We start from the raw sequence: 21,160 nt of genomic DNA, 5'->3' as shown, positions 1-21,160 counted from the left end.
TGGCAATTCAAGTTCAGAGTGTGAGCGCCTTGTCCGGCGGCTCTTCGATGGCCTCGATGGCGCCGACAACCGGCAGAACCACGCCCTCGATGACGCCGACGACCTCGTCGCCGTGCGCGCCGGTGACCAGACCCGAGCGGTCCGACGTGGATTCTTCGTCGGCGGCGCCGGCCCGTCCCGCGGCGCCCGCGCCCGAGGCCATCCCCGGCGAGGTGGTGGCGGTGGTGCGACCGCTCGCCTCGGTGGTGGTCTTGGGGACTCCGGAGCCGGAAGTGACCTCACCGGTCGGAATCCGGCTGGTGCTCAGCGTGTTCGTCGGTGTCGTGGTGGTCGGCGTACCGCCGAACAGCGTGCTGAGCGGACTGCCGCCGCCACCGTCGGTCTTGGTGGTGTCGGGGCTGTCGGTCTTCGCGGCGTCGTCGGTCTTGGTGGTGGTGTCCGTCGGCGTGTTGGTCTTGGCGTTCGTATTGGTGTTGGTGTTCGTATTGGTATTGGTGTTGCTGTTGCTCAGGGCCGAGCTGATATCGCTGACACCCGTGGAGACGACCGACGCGCCCTTCTCCGCGAGATCGGTTGCGGCCGTGGGCAGGGCATTGGTGATGGGCTGCAGCGCGGTACCCACCATGCTCACCAGCGACTGGATATTGGACGCGATCGGCGCACCCGCGATCATGATCTTCGTTCCGGCCGCCGTGATCTCGGCGGTGCTGCCCGCGAGCTGAAGGCTGGTCTTGGCCGCGATGGCCATTCCCGCCTGGATCGCCACGGTCGCGGTTCCGATCAGCCACGGGATGCCGGCGGGCGTCGCCAGCATAGCGATACCCGCAGTCACCTCCGCGACGAAATTTGCTATGAGAGTGCTCATTTCGCCGTAACCCTCGGCGACGATCGCCTCGGCGGCGATCAGGATGCCGTGCTGCTGCGTCCCCTGCGCGGCAACCTCGCCGCTCTGCGCCTCGACCGCGTTGCTGGCCGCCTGAGCCGTGTACGCGGCATCTCCGGTCCAGCTGTTCATAACCGTACTGGTGGCGGACTTGCTTTGCGACGCAGCGGAAGTCAGCGCACTGACCAGCGAAGTCAGGATGGTCGCGGGATTGAAGCTGCTGTTGCTCAGGCTCCCCGTCCCGAACGACTGCAGCAGGCTGACGACCGGCTGGATCAGCGAGGTCACATCGATCGTCGGCAACGTCGGCAGCTGTATCCCCGACAGATCCGGCAGGGTGATGGACGGAAGCTGCGGCAGCTGCGGCAGCCCCAGGTTGCTCAATACGTCGGTGACCGGCGTATCGAGGTAGGGGCCGATGGGACTGCTGCGCAGCTCGTCCAGCACCGTCGGGTTGGACGGATTGGTCACAGCGTCGATAGGAAGCTGGCCGCAGAGGTGATCTCATTGGTGCTGTAGGCGCCGACGGCCGCGTACGCCGTGGTCGCGGTGTTCGCGTGCACCGCCGCGATCTCCGCCGAGGACATCAGGAAGTTCCCTTGCGCGACAGCGAAAGCCGCCAGGAACTCCTGCCCGATCAGCCCGAACACCGGCACCGCCTGCGCGAGCGCGGTGCCCACATCGGCCGCGGCCGTTCCCGCGACCTGCGCGGCGATGCCCGCCTTCTCGGTGCCATACGCCAGAATCGGCGGAAATTCCGCCGCCACGTGATCGGCCATGAGTGTCCCTCCCACTACCTATGATCTTGCCCAGACTACAAGTGCGAAAATTCTTGTGCCAGACCGTAAGATGCAAACTCTGGCGCAAACTTCTGTTAACAAACCGGCCTAGCCGGCCATCTCCTCATTGAACCGGTTCACGACCTCGGCCCGCCGCTCGAACGCCCGCCGCGCCGCCTGCGCCGCCGTAGTCACCACAGCCTGCTCGAACTCCGCCGGCGTCATCCGCGAAACAGCGCTCGTGAACTGCAGATCCTTGAGCGCGCCATTCCCGTCGACCTCGGCCGTCACGGCCCCGTCCTCGGAAGTCTCCCGCCCCCGAACCGCAGCCATCTGATCCGCCAGGTCCTGAAACCGATACAGCTGCCGCCGAACCTGCTCCTGCAGCTCATCCATGGACGAAACCATGTGCGCCCCCTCTCACACCGACCTGAGCCAACTCTGCGGCTCAGTATCGTAGTCCTGCTCCTCGACAATCTCTTGCCGAGCAACATCGGCCTCGGTAGGAAGCCCGGTCCGGGCAAGGCCCTCAGCCCCAAGCCCGGCCTCCTCCAACCGCTTCCGCAGCGCGAGGCCGGCGCGGTTCGCAGCCTTCTGACACAGCCGTAGGACTTCCCCCGCCAGCTGAGCTGGATCTCGGTGCAACTCAGCTGGATCCACCTTGATGGCCAGCGGAAGCCCTTGCTCGGTGGTCCGTACACGAATGGAGCCAGTAAATGTGGCGGTGGCCACCGAGGGCCAATCCTCTTGAACTGCCTCGGAACTCACGTCCCCCTCGTCCGTCAATCGCGAACTCCCTCCCAGTTGGCTTGGCGTATGAATACCATACGGCAGCACCGAGCTGCCATCGTTTTTCCATGACCGACGGTCCGATAGCCCGTGGTACGGTGGCGCCGTGTCACACTCGGGGGCTCGTCAACATAGGGGCGAGAGGATCGCCAGGCCAATAAGGGATCTTCGTTCGGAGAGTCGGCGCGATGGGCACTACTAACTCACCAGCGTCCTGGACCGACGAACGCAAGAACGCCGAAGCGGGACTGCTGACATACACGCCAGATGTTGCGATCTCCGCGATTAACATCTGCAATGACCTGCTCGGTCAGATGTTGGATGTCCAGTTCAGCCTGAACAACAACAACATCACCGAGATGAAAGACTTCGCGGGGCCATCGGACCCCTTCAAATCCGGTCACCGGATCACTCAGGTGTTCAATGATTGCGGCACCAATTTCAAGGACGTGCTCAAGAAGCACATCGACACCGTTACCGACATGGCCGAAACTTTCAAGGCCGCAGGCAAAGCATTCGAGGGAGCCGATCAGAATTCAGCGGATGCCCTGGACAAGATTGCAGTAACGAATCAGCCCGCCGGCTCCAAGATACCGCCTGTCGACTATGGACATGTCGCCGGAGTACCGAAAGACGCGGCCAAGACTGCCGCCGACATAACTGTCACTTCTACCGATTTGAAAGCGGTACCTTGCGAAAATTCCACATCATTGTCATGGGAGAGCCTGCACCTTCTCAAGGTCAATATTGATGCCAACGCTCCCGCCATAGCCGGGAAACATTGGGATTGGATGGCCAGCGAGCTCAGTGCTGCATTTGGTGACTTCAGGAACCAGATCGTGGGACTCAAAGGGGAATGGAAGGGCACCGGCAGTGACAGTGCCCAGCAATCGGTGAACAAGTATGCAACCGAGGCCGACCAGCAACTGACACCCGGAATGAAAGCCATCAGCAAGGCTTTGACGAACCTGTCTGGATGGCTGGCTGCCACAAGGGAAAAGATGCCGGATAAGGAACATGAGCCCGCTCCCCCTGCCTCGGATGGCCAATACATGAACCCGGGGACCGGGGACATGTACGTTGATGGCGACAGTGACCTCAGCCTCGCTGAGTATCAAGACCGATTCAGCAAAACATACGCGGTCGGAATAAAGGAATACAACGAGGCACTTCCGGCCAGTCTGCCGGATCCAGCTGTATCTTTCGTTCCGGTTCAGCCAACGCCCCCAGAACAACCGCAGTTGAGCCCCGGGCCGGGCGGCACCAACCCTTCACCCGGCGGCACAACTCCCGCTTCGCCGACCACTCCGACCACTCCGACAGTACCGACCGACCCCAACACCCCAAGCAACCCCAATAATCCAACCACCCCCAATACCAACAATCCGACGAACACAAACGATCAAACGTTGACGACGGTAGTCTCCGCAGTCGAGAACCTGGCACAACAAGGCGTATCGCTCGTGGAATCACTGGCTCAGTCGGGCGAAACAATGGTCCAGCAAGGCATTACCTCACTGTCGTCCCTCTTGACAGGTCAGCAAACCCAGCAGACCACGACGACCGAACAGCAGCAGATGCAGCAGCTGCTCTCCTCGCTGACGAACCCTGGGAGCGTTCCGGCTTCACCGGGAGGGTCGCCCTCGGTTACACCGACTGGGTCGAATCCGACACCGGCGAAAGACAATCCCCAGAGCAAGCTCTTTCCCCGCGCGGGCATTCAGTCGAATACCGACGACAAGGAAGAAGCCGTCACCGCCACACGCGCAGGGCTCGCGACTGGTGGATCAACCACAACCACTTCGGGCACGTCGGGCAGCAGCGGTATGCCGATGAGCGCCGGCGGACAAGCGGGTAGTCAGGGCGGCAGCAAGGAACACAAGCGGCCCGAATTCCTGCGCTCCGGTGAGAATCTCGACTCGGTGTTCGAACAGATTCCGGCGGCAGTGAGGCCGGTGGCCGAAGAATGAATCAACAGTGGCGGTTCGGTGACCTGGAGTTCCTGGTGCTTGCCGAGCGGCTCGGACACGACTATCTGCCCAAGCCCTTCACCTTCATGAGCCGGACTCCGTTGCACGACGACTATGTGCGGGAGAAACGGGAGATGGTGCAGCAGGTGAGCAGCAGGCTGCACGCCGATGGGTCGTTGAACCGGGTCCTGGAGTCGCTGGTGCAGCCCGACATTCGGATCGTGATCGAGGGTTGGGACGGACGCGATCCGAAGCGTGCGGACAAGAGGATTCGGATGATGGCTGCGCGTCGAGGCGGTCACGGCGTGCTGGTCACGCAACTGCCAGGTGAAACCTATATGCACAGCGGTGGATTCACGCTGACCGAGTGCGACCCGATCATGTTGGCGGATGGGATCGTCGCCGAGCTGCCAATGGGTGAGCCCGCAGGTGATGCCGAGCTACCTCTGACTCCGCCGGATGAGAAACGTGACGACGTCGATTATGGATACGGTCATTCCCCGATCGGCGCGCCAGTGGAAGACGACCTGGGACGCATGACTCAGCGGTTCTTGAGAACACCTGTAAGTCTGGTCGGCACGATCAACGTCATCCAAGGAACCTCCGTATATGGTCCCCGCGGAATCACCGAGCACCGGCTCGAGTGGCGAGATCTGGAAGGACAAGGGCGGTACGCGATTGGACACGCGCCCCCTTGGAAGGCCGTCCCTGCGGATGCTAGGCGGTTGACTTCGATGATCAATGCCCGTATCGCCGAGGTGATTCGAGTGATCAAAGAAGAGCGCGGGTGACAGGGCGGACGATGAACCAGCCTGAAGGCCCGTCGGCAGCGTTGCCCACAGAGCTGCGCTCGGTGTAAGCGTCCTGTCGAACAGCTACCTGTGGGGGACGGCTGCAAGGATATCCCGTGCGAAGGCGAAGGCGGTTGTACTGGCTGCGTCAGGGTCGGGGTGCCCGGTGGCATCCGTGGACCCACCGGCGAAAACCCGAACGCATGCGTTCGACCGTCGCACGACGAGATCCGCCCGGGGCTGGCTATCGGATCCGCTGCGGCCGAACATGCCCGAGATCAACCATCCTTCATCGACGTCAGGTCCATTGGAGCCGAGTTGCACGAGCGTTCGTTGTGTTTGGGATGAGTAGGACGGTGCTGCGGTCTTCATTTCCTGCCGAGCGTTCGCGAAGCAATTTGTCGCGGCTCCCACCGTTACCGTCGCCTCGACGGCCGAGGTGCCACCGGAGCCGCTTGTCCATCGGGCATACCTGGTCTCGGGGACGTTGTCGCGGGAGTCGCACGTTGCGTTCTGTACGTAGGTCTTCACCGTCGCCGCCGTGACGAGGGCGCATCCCTGCTCCGCGTCGGCGAGGGAGTAGGTCGGCGCACTCTCTCGGAAACCGTTCAGGGCGAACGCGATCGTTAGCCCGAGAACGAACACGACACCTAGGACCAGCACACCCGCTGTCCTCCGTGAAAGGTGCGGGATCCCGCTCGGTCGGGCCTTCAATCGACGTTCCATCAGTTCGAGCGCCGCGTCGGGAAAAAGGGCACGTGGGAGAACTGAGCCCCGCGTGCCCTGTTCTCGGAGAAAGATCCCTCCACCGATGGCGAACAGGTCCTTGACCTTGCAGTAGGGGATGGTGATCGTGCCGGTGGCCAGTATCAGTTCCAGCGAATCATGGTGGAAGCGGGCCGATACGGGGGTTCCTGGGGACGTGTAGGCCGCGATGCTCGGATTGCGTTTGAGCATCTGGATGCCGGTGGCCACGAGGCCCATGCCGACTGCGATCACCAGCCAGACGAAGTACGACAGGAACAAGCTCGAGACGCTCCAGCCTGGTGAGTTGGCGGCGATGAAGATCTCAATGAAGCGGCGCGACATCAGAATCAGCGGAATCAGAAGCACGAATCCCCAGGTGTACGGGGAGCGCCATCGCGCCAGTGCCAGGACTCGGCTCAAGCGTCGGGTGGTTTCGGCATCCGACACGACGGTCACTTCCATCGGCAGTCCGGGTACCGCCGCACCCGACGCTGAAAAAGGCTGTTGCGGCTGGTTCATCGATGCCCCCGATCAATCGTGTCCTGCCCGGCACGATAACGCATGTGAAACCGCCTCGACCACTAGTCGACAGCGGCCGGCGCCACCGGCCGCTGTGCGATTCATCCACACCTGTGGCGAGCTCGAGCTCCCCCATACGAACCCGCTCGTCTGAAGCCCTGCTGATGCTGGATCCGACGGCCGGCGTCGCCGGGATCTGGGTAATCGGCTGAGCGTTCCTGGACAGCGAGACCTGTGCTGCCACAGCAGAAGTCGACCCTCAACGCCACGCCGGGATTGGTTAACCTGATGTTCGCCTCGAGTACAGCGCCATGGCGGACATGCGGTAGAGGATCGGGACGGAGCTTTTCGTTCACCTCGGGGTGGGGCATGTCATGGACGACCGCGCTCGGGAACAACATTCCGAGCTGGCTGATGTGGGCGCTGAATTTCGGGCAGGCGTATCCGAAGGGCGATGAGGATCGGCTCTACGCGCTGGGAGATGCCTGGCATCAGGCCGCGTCCGCGCTGGAGAACTACGAGCCCGAGCTGAAGCACATCACCGGGCAGGTGCCGCAGTATTACGAAGGCGACGGGGCGACCGCGGTCGGCAAGGAATTCGCGGACCTGTTCGACGCGAATTCGGAGCACTCGATTCCGAAACTGATCGAAAGCATGCACGCACTCGGTCACGACACCCGCGCCACCGGAACCGAGATCGAGTACGTCAAGATCCAGGAGGAGGTGTTCGCCGCCCTCACCCTCTGGACCGTGCTCTCGCTGATGGCGTCGCTCTATGGTGATGCGCTGGTTCCCGGGTTCCTGCGCGCCGCACAGAAGGTCGTGGCCGAAATGGCCGACGCCGCCGCCGATCGCATCGGCGCTCTGGCGGCTCGCGCGGGTCTGGACACCCTGGCCAAGCCGCTGATACGAGAGATCGTCATGCCGCTCACCGAGGCGACGGCCCGCAATGCCCCTCTGCGATATGGCCTCCGCACCCTGGGCGGGACTGTGGGCGGCGCGCTGATGGGCGCTGAACTGGACGCCAGCACGCAAATCGTGCAGATGTGGGAAGGGCATCGGGACGACGGTTTCGACCTGAAGAAGACCTTTCAGACCTCGATCGCATGGGGTGCGGGCGGCCTGCTGGGCGCACCCGCCCACCTCGGAGCAGCCGAGCTGCTCACCAATCGATTGTCCTCGCGGCTGGGTGGTTTGGCGGCCGGCGGGATCGGCGGAATGGCCGGGGGCGTCGGCATGTACGCAGGTGGGCTCGGGAATCAGATCTACGACCACTTCACCAATGGCGCCCGGGTCGATTGGGACTTCGATCCGAAGTTGCTCGTCGGTGGTGCCGTACTCGGCGGTCTGGGCGGGGCCAAACACGGTCTGAACAATGGCGGCAGTCCGGATGGCGATCTGCCGGGCGGAGGGACCGGACCTGATACTTCGCGCGCCGGCGATCCGGAGGGTCCGAAGGGACCGCCCGTCATCACACCGGAGTCGGATGCCGAGGGTCTGAGGCTGTTCCGGTCCTTCGCCAAGGAGGCCCACTCCGATGTTCTCGGCAATCAGCCCGAGCACATCCAGCAGGTCGGCGAGGATCTCACCAGGCAGGCGCTCCGGATCCGCGAAACCGCCAAGGACCAGGGCGGATTCAGCGAACAGCAGGTCACGGCGCTCGAGGACCTGCGGTCGCAGTGGCATGCGGTGAAGCCACCGGACGGCAGCGCGCCCCATCCGGCCGGAAATCAGACTCCGGAATTCCGCGCTGGGGCAGCCGATCCGACGGCACGCCCCGTGCAAGCACCGGTGCTGACTCCCGAGCCCGCGGTGCGCCCGCCTGCTCCAGAGCGGACGGCGCTGACCGGCCTGGAATCGAACGGGCGGGCCGCGGTAGTCGGACCAGAACGTGGTGCTGGACAACCTGATTCCCGAATCGAAGGCAAGCCGACCGGAACGACGCCGGAGGTCGGCCAGGACGAGAAGAGCACGACCCACCTGACCGGGCGGCACACCAAGCGGGTGCCCGCGGTCGTTTATCTGATGGCCCTGTAGCGGATTCCCCCGGCGCACGAGGTCCAGGTAGTGCTCCATCACCGTAATTCGGCTACCGCATCGGGGCGGCTCGTGGAGCCGACTTCGACCGTTACCTCGAGGTCCCGGCCGGTGACGTCGTCGTGACTGGCATGTCCACCTCTGATGACGGGGCTGCCGTCGGGCCGGAAGATCCGTTCGCCCCCAGGTGAAGCCGGGTGATGTGGGTACCATCCTGGATAATCTGGCTAACCATGGGGCCGGCCGAGAGATCGCGGAGGCCATTGCGTCCCGACGATTCGAGGAGGTCCCCAACTATTCGATGGTGGTATCGAGCACTGTCCGTCCCAACTTGTTTCCGGGCGCACTGGAGCAGGTACGACTCGGCGGGCGATTGCTTGACAGCGGGTATACAGATATAGCATTCGAGATAAAGCGGGGCGGTCACGAAATCAGGCCGGGTGTATTCACACAAAAGGAAACCGATCTAGACGTCACGGCCAAGGACACCGACGGCAAGACTCACGGCTGGCAATTCAAAAACGTTGCGTCAACCAATCCCGGCAAAGTGGTCGGAAAAGTATTCTCGGAAATGCATCAATTGGTCGACTCGAATGCCGATTACCAGACCTTCGTCTTGGATACCGTAGTTTCGATGCAGGACTTGGCGCCACATCTCGGACGGCTTGAGAATAACTTCGCAGACAAAGGCGTACAGGTCATTATCCGAACCCCGGACGGAATAGTGTTTATCCCGCCTGATGGAACATTCATGCCGGAAGGAGCGCAATGATTACAACTACGCCGGTCGCTCGCTGGACCTGGGGACACGACCATGACGGAGGCGTGGACACGGTTGACCTATGCCTGCGAGACCTGCTGGGCGCATACCGCGCGCTCGTGTCCCATCACCTAGTGGTGGACTCGACCATCATCCATATCAGGGTTCCCGAAGCAGGAAAACCGAAGCACTTACTGTTCGACGGCAGTTTTACCGTGAACGTATCCGAACCTCAACAAGTAATCGCATCACGACTCGCGGGTCAAGTTCGATCCAGTCGTCACGTCGGCATTCCAGGCTCCGTCGATGGCACTATCGACTGCACGGGAATCATCAAGAATCCAGGGCAAGATGTTATCCAACCGGAGTTGTTCCGATTGAGCACTCATGCGTATAGGGATTACATCACAACCAGTTTGGTTACGTATTCGGATATCTGGATGCAATATGACCTCAAAGGTCGCGCTCAGCCCGACATTCATGCCGCGAACCAACCAAGCTTGGCAGCCGCATTGACAGAGCTTTCGGAAGTTCTGGATTCAGAGACCGAACCCGATGACCCCACCTACTTCGGGACACCAACCGAATCCGGAGTAGACAATTACTTCGAGCCGGATGGCAGCCCGTCCGATGTCTGGTCAAGATTCGAACTTTAATTACCCGATCCCGAAACTCCGACAGGGGCGAGAACTTCCGTGAAATCGGAAAAGGAACGCCGGGCGATCACATCACTCAACGAAATTGACAGAGCATAGCAGAATGGCGAGACCACGATGAGCGATTGGAATCGCAGCATTCGACTGGACTAGTTCAAATTCCATCATCGCAGAGTTCGAAACCAGCCCGGTTGGAGTGGAGGAGCCCCTGCTTCGATTGCCGTCCTGGGAACAATGCCGACAGACTCACACTCCGCGCTGACGGCGCCGCTCGCCACCATAGCGTCCGATCTCGCGAACGGAGAGTCGACCACCGAACCGAGAACCACGTTCCGGACTTCGGACCGGTCCCTGAGTGCCATCAGCCGACCCGATCCAGCCGAATCCAGTTCGCCTCGAGTCTCCGCGCACGACGCGTCGGTGGATCCGACCAGTAGGCTGGGCGGCGTTCATAGTCATGCGATATCGGGGGTACACGGTGTCCGGATCGACGACGGCGGGTGGGTTGAAGCCTGTCGGGATCTACCGCGAGATGTACCGGAAGGTGCGGGAGGAGTTGCCGTTGATGCGGGACTCTTACGCGCGGCATCCGGTTGAGGATCGAAAACTGGTGGCGGAGTATATGAAGGCGGCTACGCCGGTGTTCGATGTACCGGGGGAGGTCAGCGATATGCTCGACACCGCGAAGACGATCCGAAGCGGTCCGTCGCTGATGTCGGATGGGGTGTGGATCTGGCGAGTCGATTCGATCCACTATCTGGAGAACTACGCGCTGGAGATTCCGGCCGAGTTCCTCGACCACGTACGAGGTTTGAACTACCGGCCCCGCGGTGGCGTCGACGTAGCCGACGCGAAGTTCGACGCCGCGATCGCGGCCTACTTCTGAGCGAGGAGTCGTTCATGCAGCTACCGCCCTTGCCACCGTGGATGGACCCTGCTGAGCCCGACAAGCAGCGGGAGATCGACGAACAGACCGCGGCACGGATGGGAATCACCGTCGAGCGATTGCACGAGATCGACCGGCAGATGGCAGCGGATATGCGGGCTCGTGACGCATTGGATCTCACCGAGCGCGTCATCGACGATAATCCCAAGTTCACCAAGGGATTTGGCCCGGTGACACCGGAGAACATCATTGCGCCAGGCGAGTTGCGTGCCCATTACGAGTCGTCGGAGCAACCCGAGCGCTGAGGCCTGGGGTTCAAATCACCACAGTCTGATGGCGCCGTCGTTGATCATCTGCATCCGGCGTTGGCCGGGGAGGTCGAGGTAGGGACAGTCGGCGGCACCGGATCGGAGGGTGATGGTGGAGTCTTCGGGAGCAATCCACAGGAGCTTGCCCGAGTCCAGCCAAGGGCGCAGATCAAAGGAGTACTCGTCGGGGTCCTGGGGGTGTTCGCTCCAGGCTCGCCAATGGCCCGCATCATCGTAGAGGTCGTATTTCTGTGTGCCCCACGTGTTTTCCAGGGGGATTCGGTGGGGGCGGCGGGTGGTGAAGTAGGTGATGGTCCATCCGGTGTGGTGACCGACGGGTACCTGGGCGATGACCGCGCGAGTTTCGGGCAGGTCCAGCAGGCGCGGAACAACGTAGGGTACGTCGGGCCCCGGCATGCAGAAGTCGAACGGCATCGGCGTCAGCGGTTGGGACAGGCGCATGGCCCCACCCATGGCCAGCCAATCCGAGGGAACGGTCGACCGCCCGCGCCGGGCAGGGTTGTTCCAGTTCCAGAACCAGCCATCGAGATCGACGGTGTCGATCGGCCAGGTCGTGAGCTGGTTGGTGAACGGGCTGCGCGCCACCGGAACGTCGGGCAGCCACTCCAGGTATCGCTCGAGCACCTTGCCGCCTTTGTCGAACGCGTCCTGTCCCTCGGGTGTGGTGCCGAGTCGCTCACGGAGCGCTTTCAGGTGATTGCCCTCGGCCAGCAATTCGTTGCGATAGCGGCGAGTTTCGCCGGCGTCATCAGAGCGCGCGCTCTCCAGAGGGCTGTCGACAGCACGCGCAGACTGCGAGCGCTCCTCGAGTTCAGTGAACCTGCGGTCCCGCTCCGCCCGCCAGCGCGCGGTATTGCTGCCATCCAACTGCCCGGCGAATGCGCGACGAGCAGCGCCCAGGAGATCGTCGGTGACAGCCGGGTACGCCTTGGCGATCATCCACAGCGCTTCTTGGGTTTCGGTGTCGAGACCGCTAGAGCTCGGAACACCGTCTCCCGAGAGGACCATCGACAGCACGCGTTCGAAGCTCTGCTGCAACTGTTCCTTGGTGGGATGGCCACGCCGCACGTCGGACCCCCTTCTGTCGAGCGGACCTTCAGCATCGCACACAACTCGCGACCCCACGGCAGCCGAACTATCCGCTCGGGTCGCCACCTCGGCAACCAGCCCCGAAGGATAGAGTGCGTTTTGTCTGGGCGGGAATCTCCGACCACCGGTCAGTGGTCACAGTGGGTGAATTGGAGAGGCTACGAGTGTTCCACGAACGCAACACATGCCACTTTTGTGGACGATTCGTACTGGAGGTCGAGGGGTGGGCTGAGTCCATCCCGCCCTACCACACGATCCTCGCGACCTGGGACGACGACGCAACGTTCTTCACCGGCTCGTTCCATCTGGAATGCGTACGCAGTTTCGACCGCCGCGCAGAGTTCCGGCAAGCGCTGGTCGATTGGCTCACCACAACCAGCAGGCTGGTCGTTGTGCACGATGAGGACGGCCAACCACACGAAATCTCGAGCACCGGGCTGGGGTACACCGAGAAGGTCGCCGAGCTGCCGGACGGCGAGATCTACGAGGACCCCCGGTTCAATCGGTGGGTCTTCATCGAAGAAGCCGGTCCGTACCATTTCCTCGAGCTGCGGGCGGTCGAGGCGTTGTGCACCGGTGAGCGTGTACGCGGCGATAGTGGGGGGACCTCTGCTGTCCTGCCCAAGAAGCCCGCAGCGAACATCGAGTCATGGAACCTGCCCGAACTCTTGGATTTCCTCGAAGTGCGCGATCTCTATCAGGGCCTGCTGGACACGCTTGAACCGAAGTACAAATTCTGGGAAGGCGGTTTCGGCAAGGCGGGCTACGTCCAGACCTACTCGCTGTCAGCGGTCCGGCCTATCCCCAATAGTGTCCGTGACTTCTTCGCTCAGTACCTCCCAGGCTATGGACGCAAGCGGTTGGAGGATGCCTGAGCATTATGGCCGGCGATCGCCGCAAGCCGTACACCTTCAATGCATCCGAGAGGCTACCCCCGTGCTCTGGCTCCGAGAATCCCCGTCGTACTTCCGGTTTCGGAACGGAACCATCCGTCTCGAGGAACCCGTTCACGATGAAGTGACCGGCCACAAACTCAACATCGACACGGGCGCCTTCGAACCCGCTACGCAGGACGACATCGACGCAGTCTTCGAACCCGGTGCGGACCTGGACTTCTCGGCACTCACCGAAGAACAGTTCGTCAAGGAAACCGAGGAGGCTCGAAATCACTATCTGCGGGGGGAGGGACCGATCTTCGACATCTACCGGCAGATCGACCAGATTCTCGATCAGGCCCGGCAGGAGCGTCGACAGCTCGAGCCGCGAGAACACGAGATGTTGACGGTGCTGCGCCGCAAGACGTTCGACATGTGGGAGCAAGAGTTCGCTCGCCGCGCCGCAGGAGAACCGCCCTCGTTCCGCTATTCCGGCGACGACGCGCAATAGACAAGGGACTGCGAACGCGGATCGTGCCGTCGGTCCGCATAGGGTTCAGCAGCGCCGCCGCAGGACCGATCGGCTACTTGTGTGGGAGCTCTGTCTCCATGGCGAGCTTGTCCAGCAACCGGTTTCCGGCATCGGTGGCCTGAGTGTCGTTGAGCAGCCAGGGGATCGAGTAGGAGACGGCGGTGTTGGGTGGTAAGGCGGAGGAGAGTTTGGAGTTGCAGGTGGTGAAGCAGGGCTGGCGTTCGCTGTAGAGGGAGGTGATCTGGCCGGGATTGAAGCCCCTGGCGGTCAGCTTGCTCAGGAGGTCGTCCTCGGAACGGCCCGAAGCGTCGCCGGGTTGGGCGTCGCCGGAGCCGATGACCAGGTCGCCGTTGGCGGGGTCGTTCCAGCCGGGAACCACAGCGATGAGGATGTTCGCGCCCGAGCCGGGGTTTCCGGTTCTGCGGGTTCGATCGGCGGCCTGGCTGAGTTTGTCGCTGCCATAGGGGATTTGCTGGTACGTGCAGGATTGGCCGCAGGTGTCGCGGTTGCGGCGAGTGTCTTGTTCGGCGCGGACTACGGTGACCAGCTTGTCGATTTCGGCCTGCACCATGGCCACGGCTTGGACTTCGACGTGGCTCTTGATGCTGATCGAGTATTCGACCTTGACATCGCGGTTCTGGGCGCGGGCCTGCGCGTCGGCCTGTGCCTGATGCTGGGCATTGATGCGAGCGATGATCGGGGCGACGCTAGCGTCGACGCAGTTCATGACGGAATTGCCGTTGATGGGTAGGGTTTGGGCGGCTGAGCAGCCGGCGCTCGGGGTGCCGTCGACGGTCAGGGACGCCTTCATCACGGCAGAGACATTGCCCGACAGCTGGGCGGCGTGGGCCGTGGTCGTCGTGGTGGACACGCTCGTGGAGACGGTGCAGCTGTCGTTGGTGCACTTCAGATCGCCGGATTGCTGGAAGTTGAACTGTATTCCGACATCAACGGCGTCGGTCAAGCTCTGAGTCTGGGCGATGATGTCCTTGAACGCCTGGTCGCGGTCGGCGGGAGTCATCACGGTGAAAGCTATGGGGCCCAAAGAATCATCGTCGGCAGGAGTCGAACCGCCACCGAGGACCAATGAGTCGGGCGTCGTGGTGGCGGAGGGATGCTGGTCTTTGCGCTCGGGATCCCAGCGTAGGAGGTGGTATGGCGCAGTCGCCGAAACATCCAGCGTGCCATCGGGTGTCACAACCTCGTAGGCTTGGTCGGCGCCCACCTGCACAGTGGAGTCACCGACCCGAGGGAAGGTGTGTGCCTTGTCGAGCGCCTGCATCAGCGCAGCGGCCATACTGTAGGGAGACTGGGCGCCGGCCGGAACCAGCTTGGCGAGATCATCGGATCCAGACACCCACTTGCCCGCCACCGACGAAGGCGATACTCCCGACGGGAGATCCGAGACCTGGCTGCCTGCAGAGGGTTTGACGTAGGTCTTGCCACCGATGGACAGGACACCCACCTGTGGCTGCCCCTGCGCGCCCACACTCCCCAGCATCTCGCCGGCAGCGGTGGTGCGCATATCCCAGGTGCCGCCTTGGGAATTGGTTCCGGTGTAGTGCGCGACCTGCTGAGTCATGAGGTCGAGGACCGCGGAGTAGAACGGGGTGGTGTTGGGTGCAGCTACGGGGTGGCCTGGCACAGAGGAGCATCCGGCGACGAGCAGAGCAGCGGACAAGGCCGCACCGGTGAGCGCGATTCGACTGTCACGCAGTCTCACCGGACCTCTCAACTCCTGATCACGCGCGTTCGGAGCCCATTTGGCCGGCATCCTGATTCCCCCTGATCAGCGAGTGTTGACCGAAAGCCGATCACCGCCGGCTCAGTGTCGACTGATCTTAACCAGGTCCCGAAAACATCGCTGGCCATGGAACATAGCTATTGACTAGCAGACATTCGATGCGGCGGTCAGGCTGCGTGGCGCAACGCTTCCCAGATGACCTGGCCCCGGTTCCTCGCCGCCGCAACCGACGACGACACCGGAATCAGCCTGATGCGAGAGTTCTACGAGGAGAACCCGAACCTGGTCGACCCGGGGCCGTTCATCGAGCTGATCATGGTGCGAGACGAGTGCAAGAAGCCGGATGCGAACACGACGGTCCGCAACGTGGCCGAGTAAGCGCTCGACGGCCCGACCCGGTTCAGCGCTACGACACTGATAATGAGATCCAGCCGTGCGCTTCGCCGATATTGGCCCACATGACCAGGAGCACGACGATGTAGCCCAGTACGCTGCAGCCGCCGATCCAGACCAGCCCTCTGCCTATCAGGTTCTTCTCGCCGATTTCGGGATTGCCTTTCACCAGGGTCAACAGGGGAATGTGGTATTCGCTGTTGTCCCCGCCGTCGGGCACGGTGAAGGCAGCTACCAGCAGGAACATGTCTGCGAGTTGGAGTAGCGAATGCTGTTCGGGGGTGGACAGATACGCAGCGAACAACAGCGGAGCGCACACCACGAACGCCGGCAAGCCGAGCGTCCAGAGGGTCATCAGGATCAGCCATCCGGGCGCGAGCAGTCGGATCAGGATGAGGCCGAGAACCAATGGCCACTGCCACGAAACGATCGTCAATTCGCGCTCCCACTCCCCGGCATAGCGAACCTGACCTCAGACACCATACCGCTGCGCAGGCGGGCCTCCGCGAATTCACGAGACCATCGCCATTCACCAAATGTCAACGACCCTGGCGTCTTTGACTGCCAGCGGGCCGAGTTGGTCCCTTCCGACACCGATGCCATCGCTCTTCTGCAGAAATCAGCCATCACCGCTCTTCCGAAGCTGAGCTCTCAGCCGAGCCGACAAGCAGCCCTCTGGCCACCGGCACTACGTGTTCCACGTTGGCATCGACAGGACAGGCCAATTAGTGTCGGCTCCCGTATCCGATGGGGGAGGAACAGTCATGGCCGACGACAGTGCGCGCACGTCTGAGCCGATGCGCCAGGACGGTCGGTGACGTCGTGGCGCTACTCGTCTATTACCGGCAGGTTCGGGATGAGCCTGCGGAGGCGGAGTACTGGTTCGGGCCGGCGCATGAGGAAATGAGCCGGACTCTGATCATCGACAAGGTTCGGCGGGCGGCTCGGACGGATGGGGCCGAGGATGGACTGTTCCGGGCGGCGGCGGGGCATATCTTGCTACGGGAGAGGCGCGAGAATCTATGGCCTACACACGGAATGAAGGCTTCATGAATGGGCCCGGGCAGGCGCCGGGGAACACGGTGCCTGGGGTTGGGAAGGTCGGGCGGGTCAGTGGGTTTTTGCTGATTGCGGCGGCGGTGTTGACGGTCGCGATGTTCTGGCTGCCGGTGACGACTCTTCGGTTCCACGGCAGTTCGCGGGATTGGTATGTCTGGAGGAGCGCGATGCGGGGAGGGGGGCTGCGAACCTCCGACTATCTCTCCGCTGTGCCGTATGTGCTGATGGTGATCGTCGCCGGTGTGGCGGGGACGTTGCTCGCGGTGGGGATGGGGGCTCGGCGCGGGGTGCTGTTCTGGGTGGCGGCATTCGCGGGCGGGCTGGTGCTGCAAATCGCGTCCGGCGATGTGGTGGGCTATGCGCGAGGGTTCGGGGAGGACAGTTCGCCGGGGCCCGGATTCTGGGTGATCACGCTGGTAACGCTGGTTGCCCTCGCGGCTCTGGTGACCGGGTTGCGTGATGCCGTGGTGTCGAAACGCGGTGCGGCGCAGGAGATGGGCGGGGCGCCGAGCGGCGGCGTGGCGGACCGGGTCACGGGCGTGTTCCTGGTTGTCGCGGCGGCGGTCGGATTCGGGAGTTCGTTCGTGCCGCTGGTGGGCGACCGCTCGATTTTCCTGAGCATGTGGCGTACGGGAGAGGGCGGCTCTGTTCCGTTGTTCGCCGTGCATTTCACCGTGGGATCGCTCGCCGTGGCTGTCGTGGCCATCGCCTTGCTGGCGGGTGCCGGCCTGCGGAATCCGGCTGTGCGCGCGGCCGGCGGGGCTGCTGCCGCGGTCATCGTCGCGAACGCGACCGGCGGACTGAGTCTCGTGTTCGCCGTGCTGGGCTTCAACTTCTGGGAATACGCGGGTGTCGGGTTCTGGTTGACGGTGCTCACGCTGGTGCTGTCCTTCGCCGCGGCCGTCGCGGGGCTGGTGGCGCAGTTGTCGCGGCCGCGGCTACCGGCCCATCCGAGGGTGGGCTACGCACCGGGATTCATGCCGCCGGGTTCTATACCCGCTGGGCCGGTCGGCGCGATGAATCCGTACGCGGTCGCCCCTGGAGCGAATCCCTTCGCGCCTGGTGGTCAGCCAGGTGCGGCTGCGGGGAATCCGTTCGCATCATCGGCCTCGCCGTCCAATCCTTTCGCGCCATCGGCCTCGCCGCCCAATCCTTTCGCGCAGCCGACCGCTGCACCCAATCCCTGTGCGCCCGAGGGCATTGCGCCGAACCGTGTCGCAGCCACCGCACCGGATGTCGAAGCCACCGTGAAACGTTCGCCCGAGTCATCCTTCGTGCAGCCGCCACGGATGGCCAAGGTGTATGACGGGAAGGACGCTGAGGGGCGGCCGGTGGTGGATCGGCCTGCGGTGGAGGGGAATACGCGGACCGCGGTGCTGGCGTATTTGGAGTCGGCGCCGATTGTGCTGGCGGCCAGGAGCTTCGAGCAGGATGAGTTCGCGCCGGCGGATCGGGATGTGCCGTTGAATTTCCGGACCGATGGGACCTGGGTTTGGGCGGGGGCGGTGTCGCACTATCTGCACAAGCACGGGGTGGCGCCGGAGGCGGAGCTGGTGCAGCACATCGTGAGTCGCGGGTTCCGGGTCGGGACGGTTGACGACGCGGCGCAGGATGCGGCCATCAAGGTGATTACCGGGGGTTGAGGCGGGTGGGTCAGTTCTCGATCGGGTTTCCGGACTCGTCCCAGGTCCGGGTCTCGATCGGGTCGCCCTCGTCGTCGAATTCCTGCTCGCTCGCGAGCTGTCCGTTATGGTGCCAGGTGCGCCAAATACCTACCGGCACACCGTAGTTAACCTGGCCTTCGGACTTGATCGGGCCGTCCGCCCACCATTCCCGGTCGGGGCCGTGCGGGATGCCGTCGACGTAGAAGACCTGGAAGAGGAGCTGGTCGCCGATGGTCTCGACCGCTTCACCGGTGAAGGGCTCGCCGCGATAGGTGAGGCGCAGGTCGTCGTCCGTGGCGATCTCGCGCCGGCTCACGCTGTAGTCGATCCGCTTCATGCTGTCCCTCTCACCGGCGGTCTTCACCCGAACCATCGAATCGTATGCAATGCCCGGCTAGCGGCCGGCGAGGGCGGCGGCGTAGGTGTCGCGCAGGGCCTGCAGGCGGGGGCGGGTGAAGCGGCCCGGCTCGGCGGTGTAGGTCGCGTGGCCCCTCGACGAGGTGAAGGCCGCGGCGGGGATCCGGTCGCCGCTCGGCGGGAGGAACTTCAGCGTTTCCTCGACGGCGGCCAGGGCGGTGGCCAGGGTGTGCCGGGCGGCGCGTTCGGCGCGGGCGTCGAGGCCGGCGAGTGTGGGTGGGACCTGGCGGATGCAGTTGTCGGAGTACCAGAGCCACACACCGGGATCGAGCAGCTCTGAGGGGTTGTCCAGGCCGAAGCGGACGGATTCCGCCGGCGGCGGCAGGATGTCGGCGGGGAGCCGGAATTCGTATTCGCGGGCCGCGCCGCAGGAGGGGCATTCCCCGGTGTAGCGGCTGGCCAGCTCACCGTCGATGGTCACCACGGCGCTGCGGAACCGGCAGCGGGCCGCGCCGCAGGTGGGACACGGCTGGAGGGTGAGATAGAGGCGGGCTTCGGCATTGGTTCTGGCCAGCGGGAGGGTGCCGGACATGGGGCTCCTTTCGGCCTGCCGGATGCTGCGGGTTCGATCTTGCCAGGCGGACGGCGGCACGTCTCGTTCATGTTGTGTTCACTGATCGGTTGTGGGACAGTCGATCTTGCTGTGCTGGGCATGGCGTCACGGAATCCGTTTACTCGCAAGGGGCATGTCATGGCCGGGAGAGTGCAGGTAGATCCGGATGCGGTGCGCGACGCCGCGGCAATCGCCGGGGACATCCAGGCGCGATTGCAGTCCATGGCCGACAATGCCCGGTCGGCGGTCTCGCCGGGGACCTCGGGGTGGGGTGACGACGATTTCGGCGGCAAGTTCGCCGACGGCGCGAAGGGCTTCTCCACCAGCAGCGCGAACATGGCCACCGGGACCGAGAATCTGGCGAATTCGTTCCAGAATCTGCACCGGGGGCTGAACAAGTCCGCCACGCGGCTCGAGAACATGGAGCACGGCAACTTCGACACGTTCGCCTAGGCCGGCGAAATGGTGAGGGAGAACGGGGAAGTCGCGAAGTCCGCGATACTCGAGGGATTCACGACGCAGATGCGGGAGATCGCGGAGGCGTCGCGCAAGCGCACCCAGCTGATCTCCAGTGCGAGCGCGGCGGGCGGGCGTGTGCAGGTCACGGTGAACGCGGACGGCGTGGTGATCGCCACGCGATTCTCCTCCGACATCGGCGAACTGACCTATGAGGAGATCGCCAAGGCGGTCACGACGGCCGCGCAGAACGCTGCGAACGATGTGGCCCGGCAGGGTCGAGAACTGTTGCAGCCGTTGCGGGATCAGCGCGCCCGCATGCCCAGGCTGTCGGAGCTGATCGAGGGGATGCCGGATCTCGAATCCAAGGCGCCGACAGTCGAGCCGGCCTCGCTGGCACCCCCGCGATCGCGGGAACGGCTGTCCCAGCTCAACGAGCCCGCGCCCGACTTCGGTAATGCCGTCGGCTACGAGACGTGGACCGAGGGGCAGGAGAATCGCGGAGCTACCGACTCCGGATGGTGAATCACTCAGGCGCCCGGCGCAATTCGGGATAGTGGGTGCGCTGGAAGGGTGACAGCTGGGAGACCGCCAGCTGGCCCGCGCCCCGGCAGATCGGGCACACCCGGGCACCACGGCATTCGGGGCAGGTTTCCCCGCCGGCCAGCCGTCCCCGGCCGCCGCATTCCGGGCAGGCGCCCAAGCCGTCGCACTCGTAGCAGAGGACATGGCCGGGAGTCAGGGTTTCAGTAATGCGCACCGGGTCCGGCCACCGGAACTCCTCCGGATCGCGGAGCGCGAGCGCCGAGGTCCGGCCGCTGAACATCACCGCCGAAGTATGGTCGCCCACACGCACTTCGATACTGCTGCCATCGCGGTGACCGGTGATCACCACGGCGGGATACGCGCCGGTGGAGTCCGATGACTCGCCGACCTGCCAGCCGGCCGCGGCGAGCAGGGCGGCCGCACGGCGGGCGAGATCGGCGGCCGGGACAGTGGCGGGGCGCTCGCCGCGGATCAGACCCGAATAGTGGTAGCGCGGCGGCTCGGTCCACTCGGCGATCGTCGGTTCGTCGAGGAACAGCAGGCCGAGGTCGGCGCCCGGGGTCAGATCGGTGACGAGTTCGGTCAGCTGCGCGCGCAGAGCCGCGCCAAGCCGGTCCAGTTCGTCACGTGCACCCGAGATGTCGCCCATGCGGCCTCCTTACCGCCGGACCTTACCACCGCCGGGT

At 63.7% G+C, this 21,160-nt stretch carries 23 protein-coding genes; 13 read left to right on the top strand and 10 right to left on the bottom strand.

Translation table 11 applies throughout. From position 1 onward, the window contains the following. Positions 1-13 precede the first annotated feature (13 nt). From ON33_RS04415 to ON33_RS04405, 3 genes are all read right to left on the bottom strand, one after another. Positions 14-1,354, bottom strand: a complete 1,341-nt coding sequence (locus ON33_RS04415) for a hypothetical protein (RefSeq protein ID WP_040855450.1) — start codon at positions 1,352-1,354, stop codon at positions 14-16. After that, positions 1,351-1,662, bottom strand: a complete 312-nt coding sequence (locus ON33_RS04410) for a hypothetical protein (protein ID WP_040855449.1) — start codon at positions 1,660-1,662, stop codon at positions 1,351-1,353. The genes ON33_RS04415 and ON33_RS04410 overlap by 4 nt, the downstream gene beginning before the upstream one ends. Before the next feature lie 108 nt (positions 1,663-1,770). Next, positions 1,771-2,058 carry a YbaB/EbfC family nucleoid-associated protein gene (locus tag ON33_RS04405; RefSeq protein WP_245550298.1) on the bottom strand — a complete coding sequence of 96 codons (288 nt, stop codon included), beginning with the start codon at positions 2,056-2,058 and terminating at the stop codon, positions 1,771-1,773. Positions 2,059-2,639: 581 nt separating this feature from the next. Between ON33_RS04405 and ON33_RS40920 the strand changes: the two genes are divergently transcribed. Together ON33_RS40920 and ON33_RS04395 are read left to right on the top strand one after the other, a co-directional pair. After that, positions 2,640-4,421: a hypothetical protein gene (locus tag ON33_RS40920; protein WP_157184406.1), complete on the top strand. Its 1,782-nt coding sequence runs from the start codon at positions 2,640-2,642 to the stop codon at positions 4,419-4,421. Continuing rightward, positions 4,418-5,212 (top strand): ESX secretion-associated protein EspG, encoded by a 795-nt coding sequence (locus ON33_RS04395; protein ID WP_040855445.1) that lies wholly within the window; start codon positions 4,418-4,420, stop codon positions 5,210-5,212. The genes ON33_RS40920 and ON33_RS04395 overlap by 4 nt, the downstream gene beginning before the upstream one ends. 84 nt (positions 5,213-5,296) lie before the next feature. On the opposite strand, the gene ON33_RS04390 is transcribed toward ON33_RS04395, so the two are convergent. After that, positions 5,297-6,421 (bottom strand): hypothetical protein, encoded by a 1,125-nt coding sequence (locus ON33_RS04390; protein ID WP_040855442.1) that lies wholly within the window; start codon positions 6,419-6,421, stop codon positions 5,297-5,299. A gap of 426 nt (positions 6,422-6,847) precedes the next feature. On the opposite strand from ON33_RS04390, the gene ON33_RS04385 reads away from it, so the two are divergent. The 5 genes from ON33_RS04385 to ON33_RS04375 all read left to right on the top strand — a co-directional run bounded on the left by ON33_RS04385 (position 6,848) and on the right by ON33_RS04375 (position 11,122). Then, positions 6,848-8,515: a WXG100-like domain-containing protein gene (locus ON33_RS04385; RefSeq protein ID WP_040855440.1), complete on the top strand. Its 1,668-nt coding sequence runs from the start codon at positions 6,848-6,850 to the stop codon at positions 8,513-8,515. 202 nt (positions 8,516-8,717) lie between these two features. Continuing rightward, complete coding sequence (locus ON33_RS40915; RefSeq protein ID WP_157184405.1) at positions 8,718-9,287, top strand: hypothetical protein; 570 nt, start codon at positions 8,718-8,720, stop codon at positions 9,285-9,287. Beyond that, positions 9,284-9,931: a hypothetical protein gene (locus ON33_RS40910; RefSeq protein ID WP_157184404.1), complete on the top strand. Its 648-nt coding sequence runs from the start codon at positions 9,284-9,286 to the stop codon at positions 9,929-9,931. Before ON33_RS40915 ends, ON33_RS40910 begins: the two co-directional genes overlap by 4 nt. A 544-nt stretch (positions 9,932-10,475) precedes the next feature. Continuing rightward, entirely contained in the window at positions 10,476-10,817 is a 342-nt protein-coding gene (locus ON33_RS04380; protein WP_157184403.1) for a hypothetical protein, read from the top strand. Positions 10,818-10,831: 14 nt separating this feature from the next. Then, the gene (locus tag ON33_RS04375; RefSeq protein ID WP_157184402.1) at positions 10,832-11,122 is read left to right on the top strand and encodes a hypothetical protein; all 291 of its coding nucleotides are present in this window, start codon (positions 10,832-10,834) and stop codon (positions 11,120-11,122) included. Positions 11,123-11,137: 15 nt separating this feature from the next. On the opposite strand, the gene ON33_RS42495 is transcribed toward ON33_RS04375, so the two are convergent. Further along, complete coding sequence (locus ON33_RS42495; protein ID WP_174391479.1) at positions 11,138-12,085, bottom strand: hypothetical protein; 948 nt, start codon at positions 12,083-12,085, stop codon at positions 11,138-11,140. A 314-nt stretch (positions 12,086-12,399) separates the two neighbouring features. Between ON33_RS42495 and ON33_RS04365 the strand changes: the two genes are divergently transcribed. Both ON33_RS04365 and ON33_RS04360 read left to right on the top strand, forming a co-directional pair. Continuing rightward, complete coding sequence (locus tag ON33_RS04365; protein WP_040855436.1) at positions 12,400-13,110, top strand: hypothetical protein; 711 nt, start codon at positions 12,400-12,402, stop codon at positions 13,108-13,110. A gap of 142 nt (positions 13,111-13,252) precedes the next feature. Continuing rightward, entirely contained in the window at positions 13,253-13,621 is a 369-nt protein-coding gene (locus ON33_RS04360) for a hypothetical protein (protein WP_218001370.1), read from the top strand. A gap of 73 nt (positions 13,622-13,694) precedes the next feature. On the opposite strand, the gene ON33_RS04355 is transcribed toward ON33_RS04360, so the two are convergent. Continuing rightward, positions 13,695-15,131, bottom strand: a complete 1,437-nt coding sequence (locus tag ON33_RS04355; protein ID WP_157184400.1) for a nucleic acid/nucleotide deaminase domain-containing protein — start codon at positions 15,129-15,131, stop codon at positions 13,695-13,697. 450 nt (positions 15,132-15,581) lie between these two features. Here ON33_RS04355 and ON33_RS04350 point away from each other — a divergent pair, with 450 nt between their 5' ends. Next, positions 15,582-15,764 (top strand): hypothetical protein, encoded by a 183-nt coding sequence (locus ON33_RS04350; protein ID WP_040855431.1) that lies wholly within the window; start codon positions 15,582-15,584, stop codon positions 15,762-15,764. Between the two features lie 28 nt (positions 15,765-15,792). Here ON33_RS04350 and ON33_RS04345 read toward each other — a convergent pair whose 3' ends face one another. Beyond that, a complete protein-coding gene (locus ON33_RS04345; protein ID WP_157184399.1) occupies positions 15,793-16,215 on the bottom strand; it encodes a hypothetical protein in 423 nt (140 codons plus the stop codon). Between the two features lie 586 nt (positions 16,216-16,801). On the opposite strand from ON33_RS04345, the gene ON33_RS37910 reads away from it, so the two are divergent. Continuing rightward, positions 16,802-18,481, top strand: coding sequence for a hypothetical protein (locus tag ON33_RS37910; RefSeq protein WP_157184398.1), 1,680 nt, complete (start codon positions 16,802-16,804; stop codon positions 18,479-18,481). Positions 18,482-18,491: 10 nt separating this feature from the next. Here the strand turns inward: ON33_RS37910 and ON33_RS04330 are convergent, their stop codons facing one another. Then, entirely contained in the window at positions 18,492-18,866 is a 375-nt protein-coding gene (locus ON33_RS04330) for a toxin-antitoxin system YwqK family antitoxin (RefSeq protein ID WP_218001369.1), read from the bottom strand. 30 nt (positions 18,867-18,896) lie between these two features. Continuing rightward, positions 18,897-19,451, bottom strand: coding sequence for a hypothetical protein (locus ON33_RS04325; RefSeq protein ID WP_040855423.1), 555 nt, complete (start codon positions 19,449-19,451; stop codon positions 18,897-18,899). Between the two features lie 159 nt (positions 19,452-19,610). Here ON33_RS04325 and ON33_RS04320 point away from each other — a divergent pair, with 159 nt between their 5' ends. Then, the gene (locus tag ON33_RS04320; protein ID WP_157184397.1) at positions 19,611-19,925 is read left to right on the top strand and encodes a WXG100 family type VII secretion target; all 315 of its coding nucleotides are present in this window, start codon (positions 19,611-19,613) and stop codon (positions 19,923-19,925) included. A 9-nt stretch (positions 19,926-19,934) separates the two neighbouring features. Then, positions 19,935-20,453 (top strand): YbaB/EbfC family nucleoid-associated protein, encoded by a 519-nt coding sequence (locus tag ON33_RS04315; RefSeq protein WP_040855419.1) that lies wholly within the window; start codon positions 19,935-19,937, stop codon positions 20,451-20,453. 1 nt (position 20,454) lies between these two features. Here the strand turns inward: ON33_RS04315 and ON33_RS04310 are convergent, their stop codons facing one another. Beyond that, positions 20,455-21,123 (bottom strand): hypothetical protein, encoded by a 669-nt coding sequence (locus ON33_RS04310; protein ID WP_051151623.1) that lies wholly within the window; start codon positions 21,121-21,123, stop codon positions 20,455-20,457. Between the last annotated feature and the right edge of the window lie 37 nt (positions 21,124-21,160).

Origin of the sequence: Nocardia niigatensis NBRC 100131 (genome assembly GCF_000308655.1) — a bacterium.
In the GTDB taxonomy this organism is placed as follows: Bacteria; Actinomycetota; Actinomycetes; order Mycobacteriales; family Mycobacteriaceae; genus Nocardia; species Nocardia niigatensis.
The sequence above is the reverse complement of the archived record's forward strand: the minus strand, read 5'-3'. Positions and strand labels throughout refer to the sequence as shown.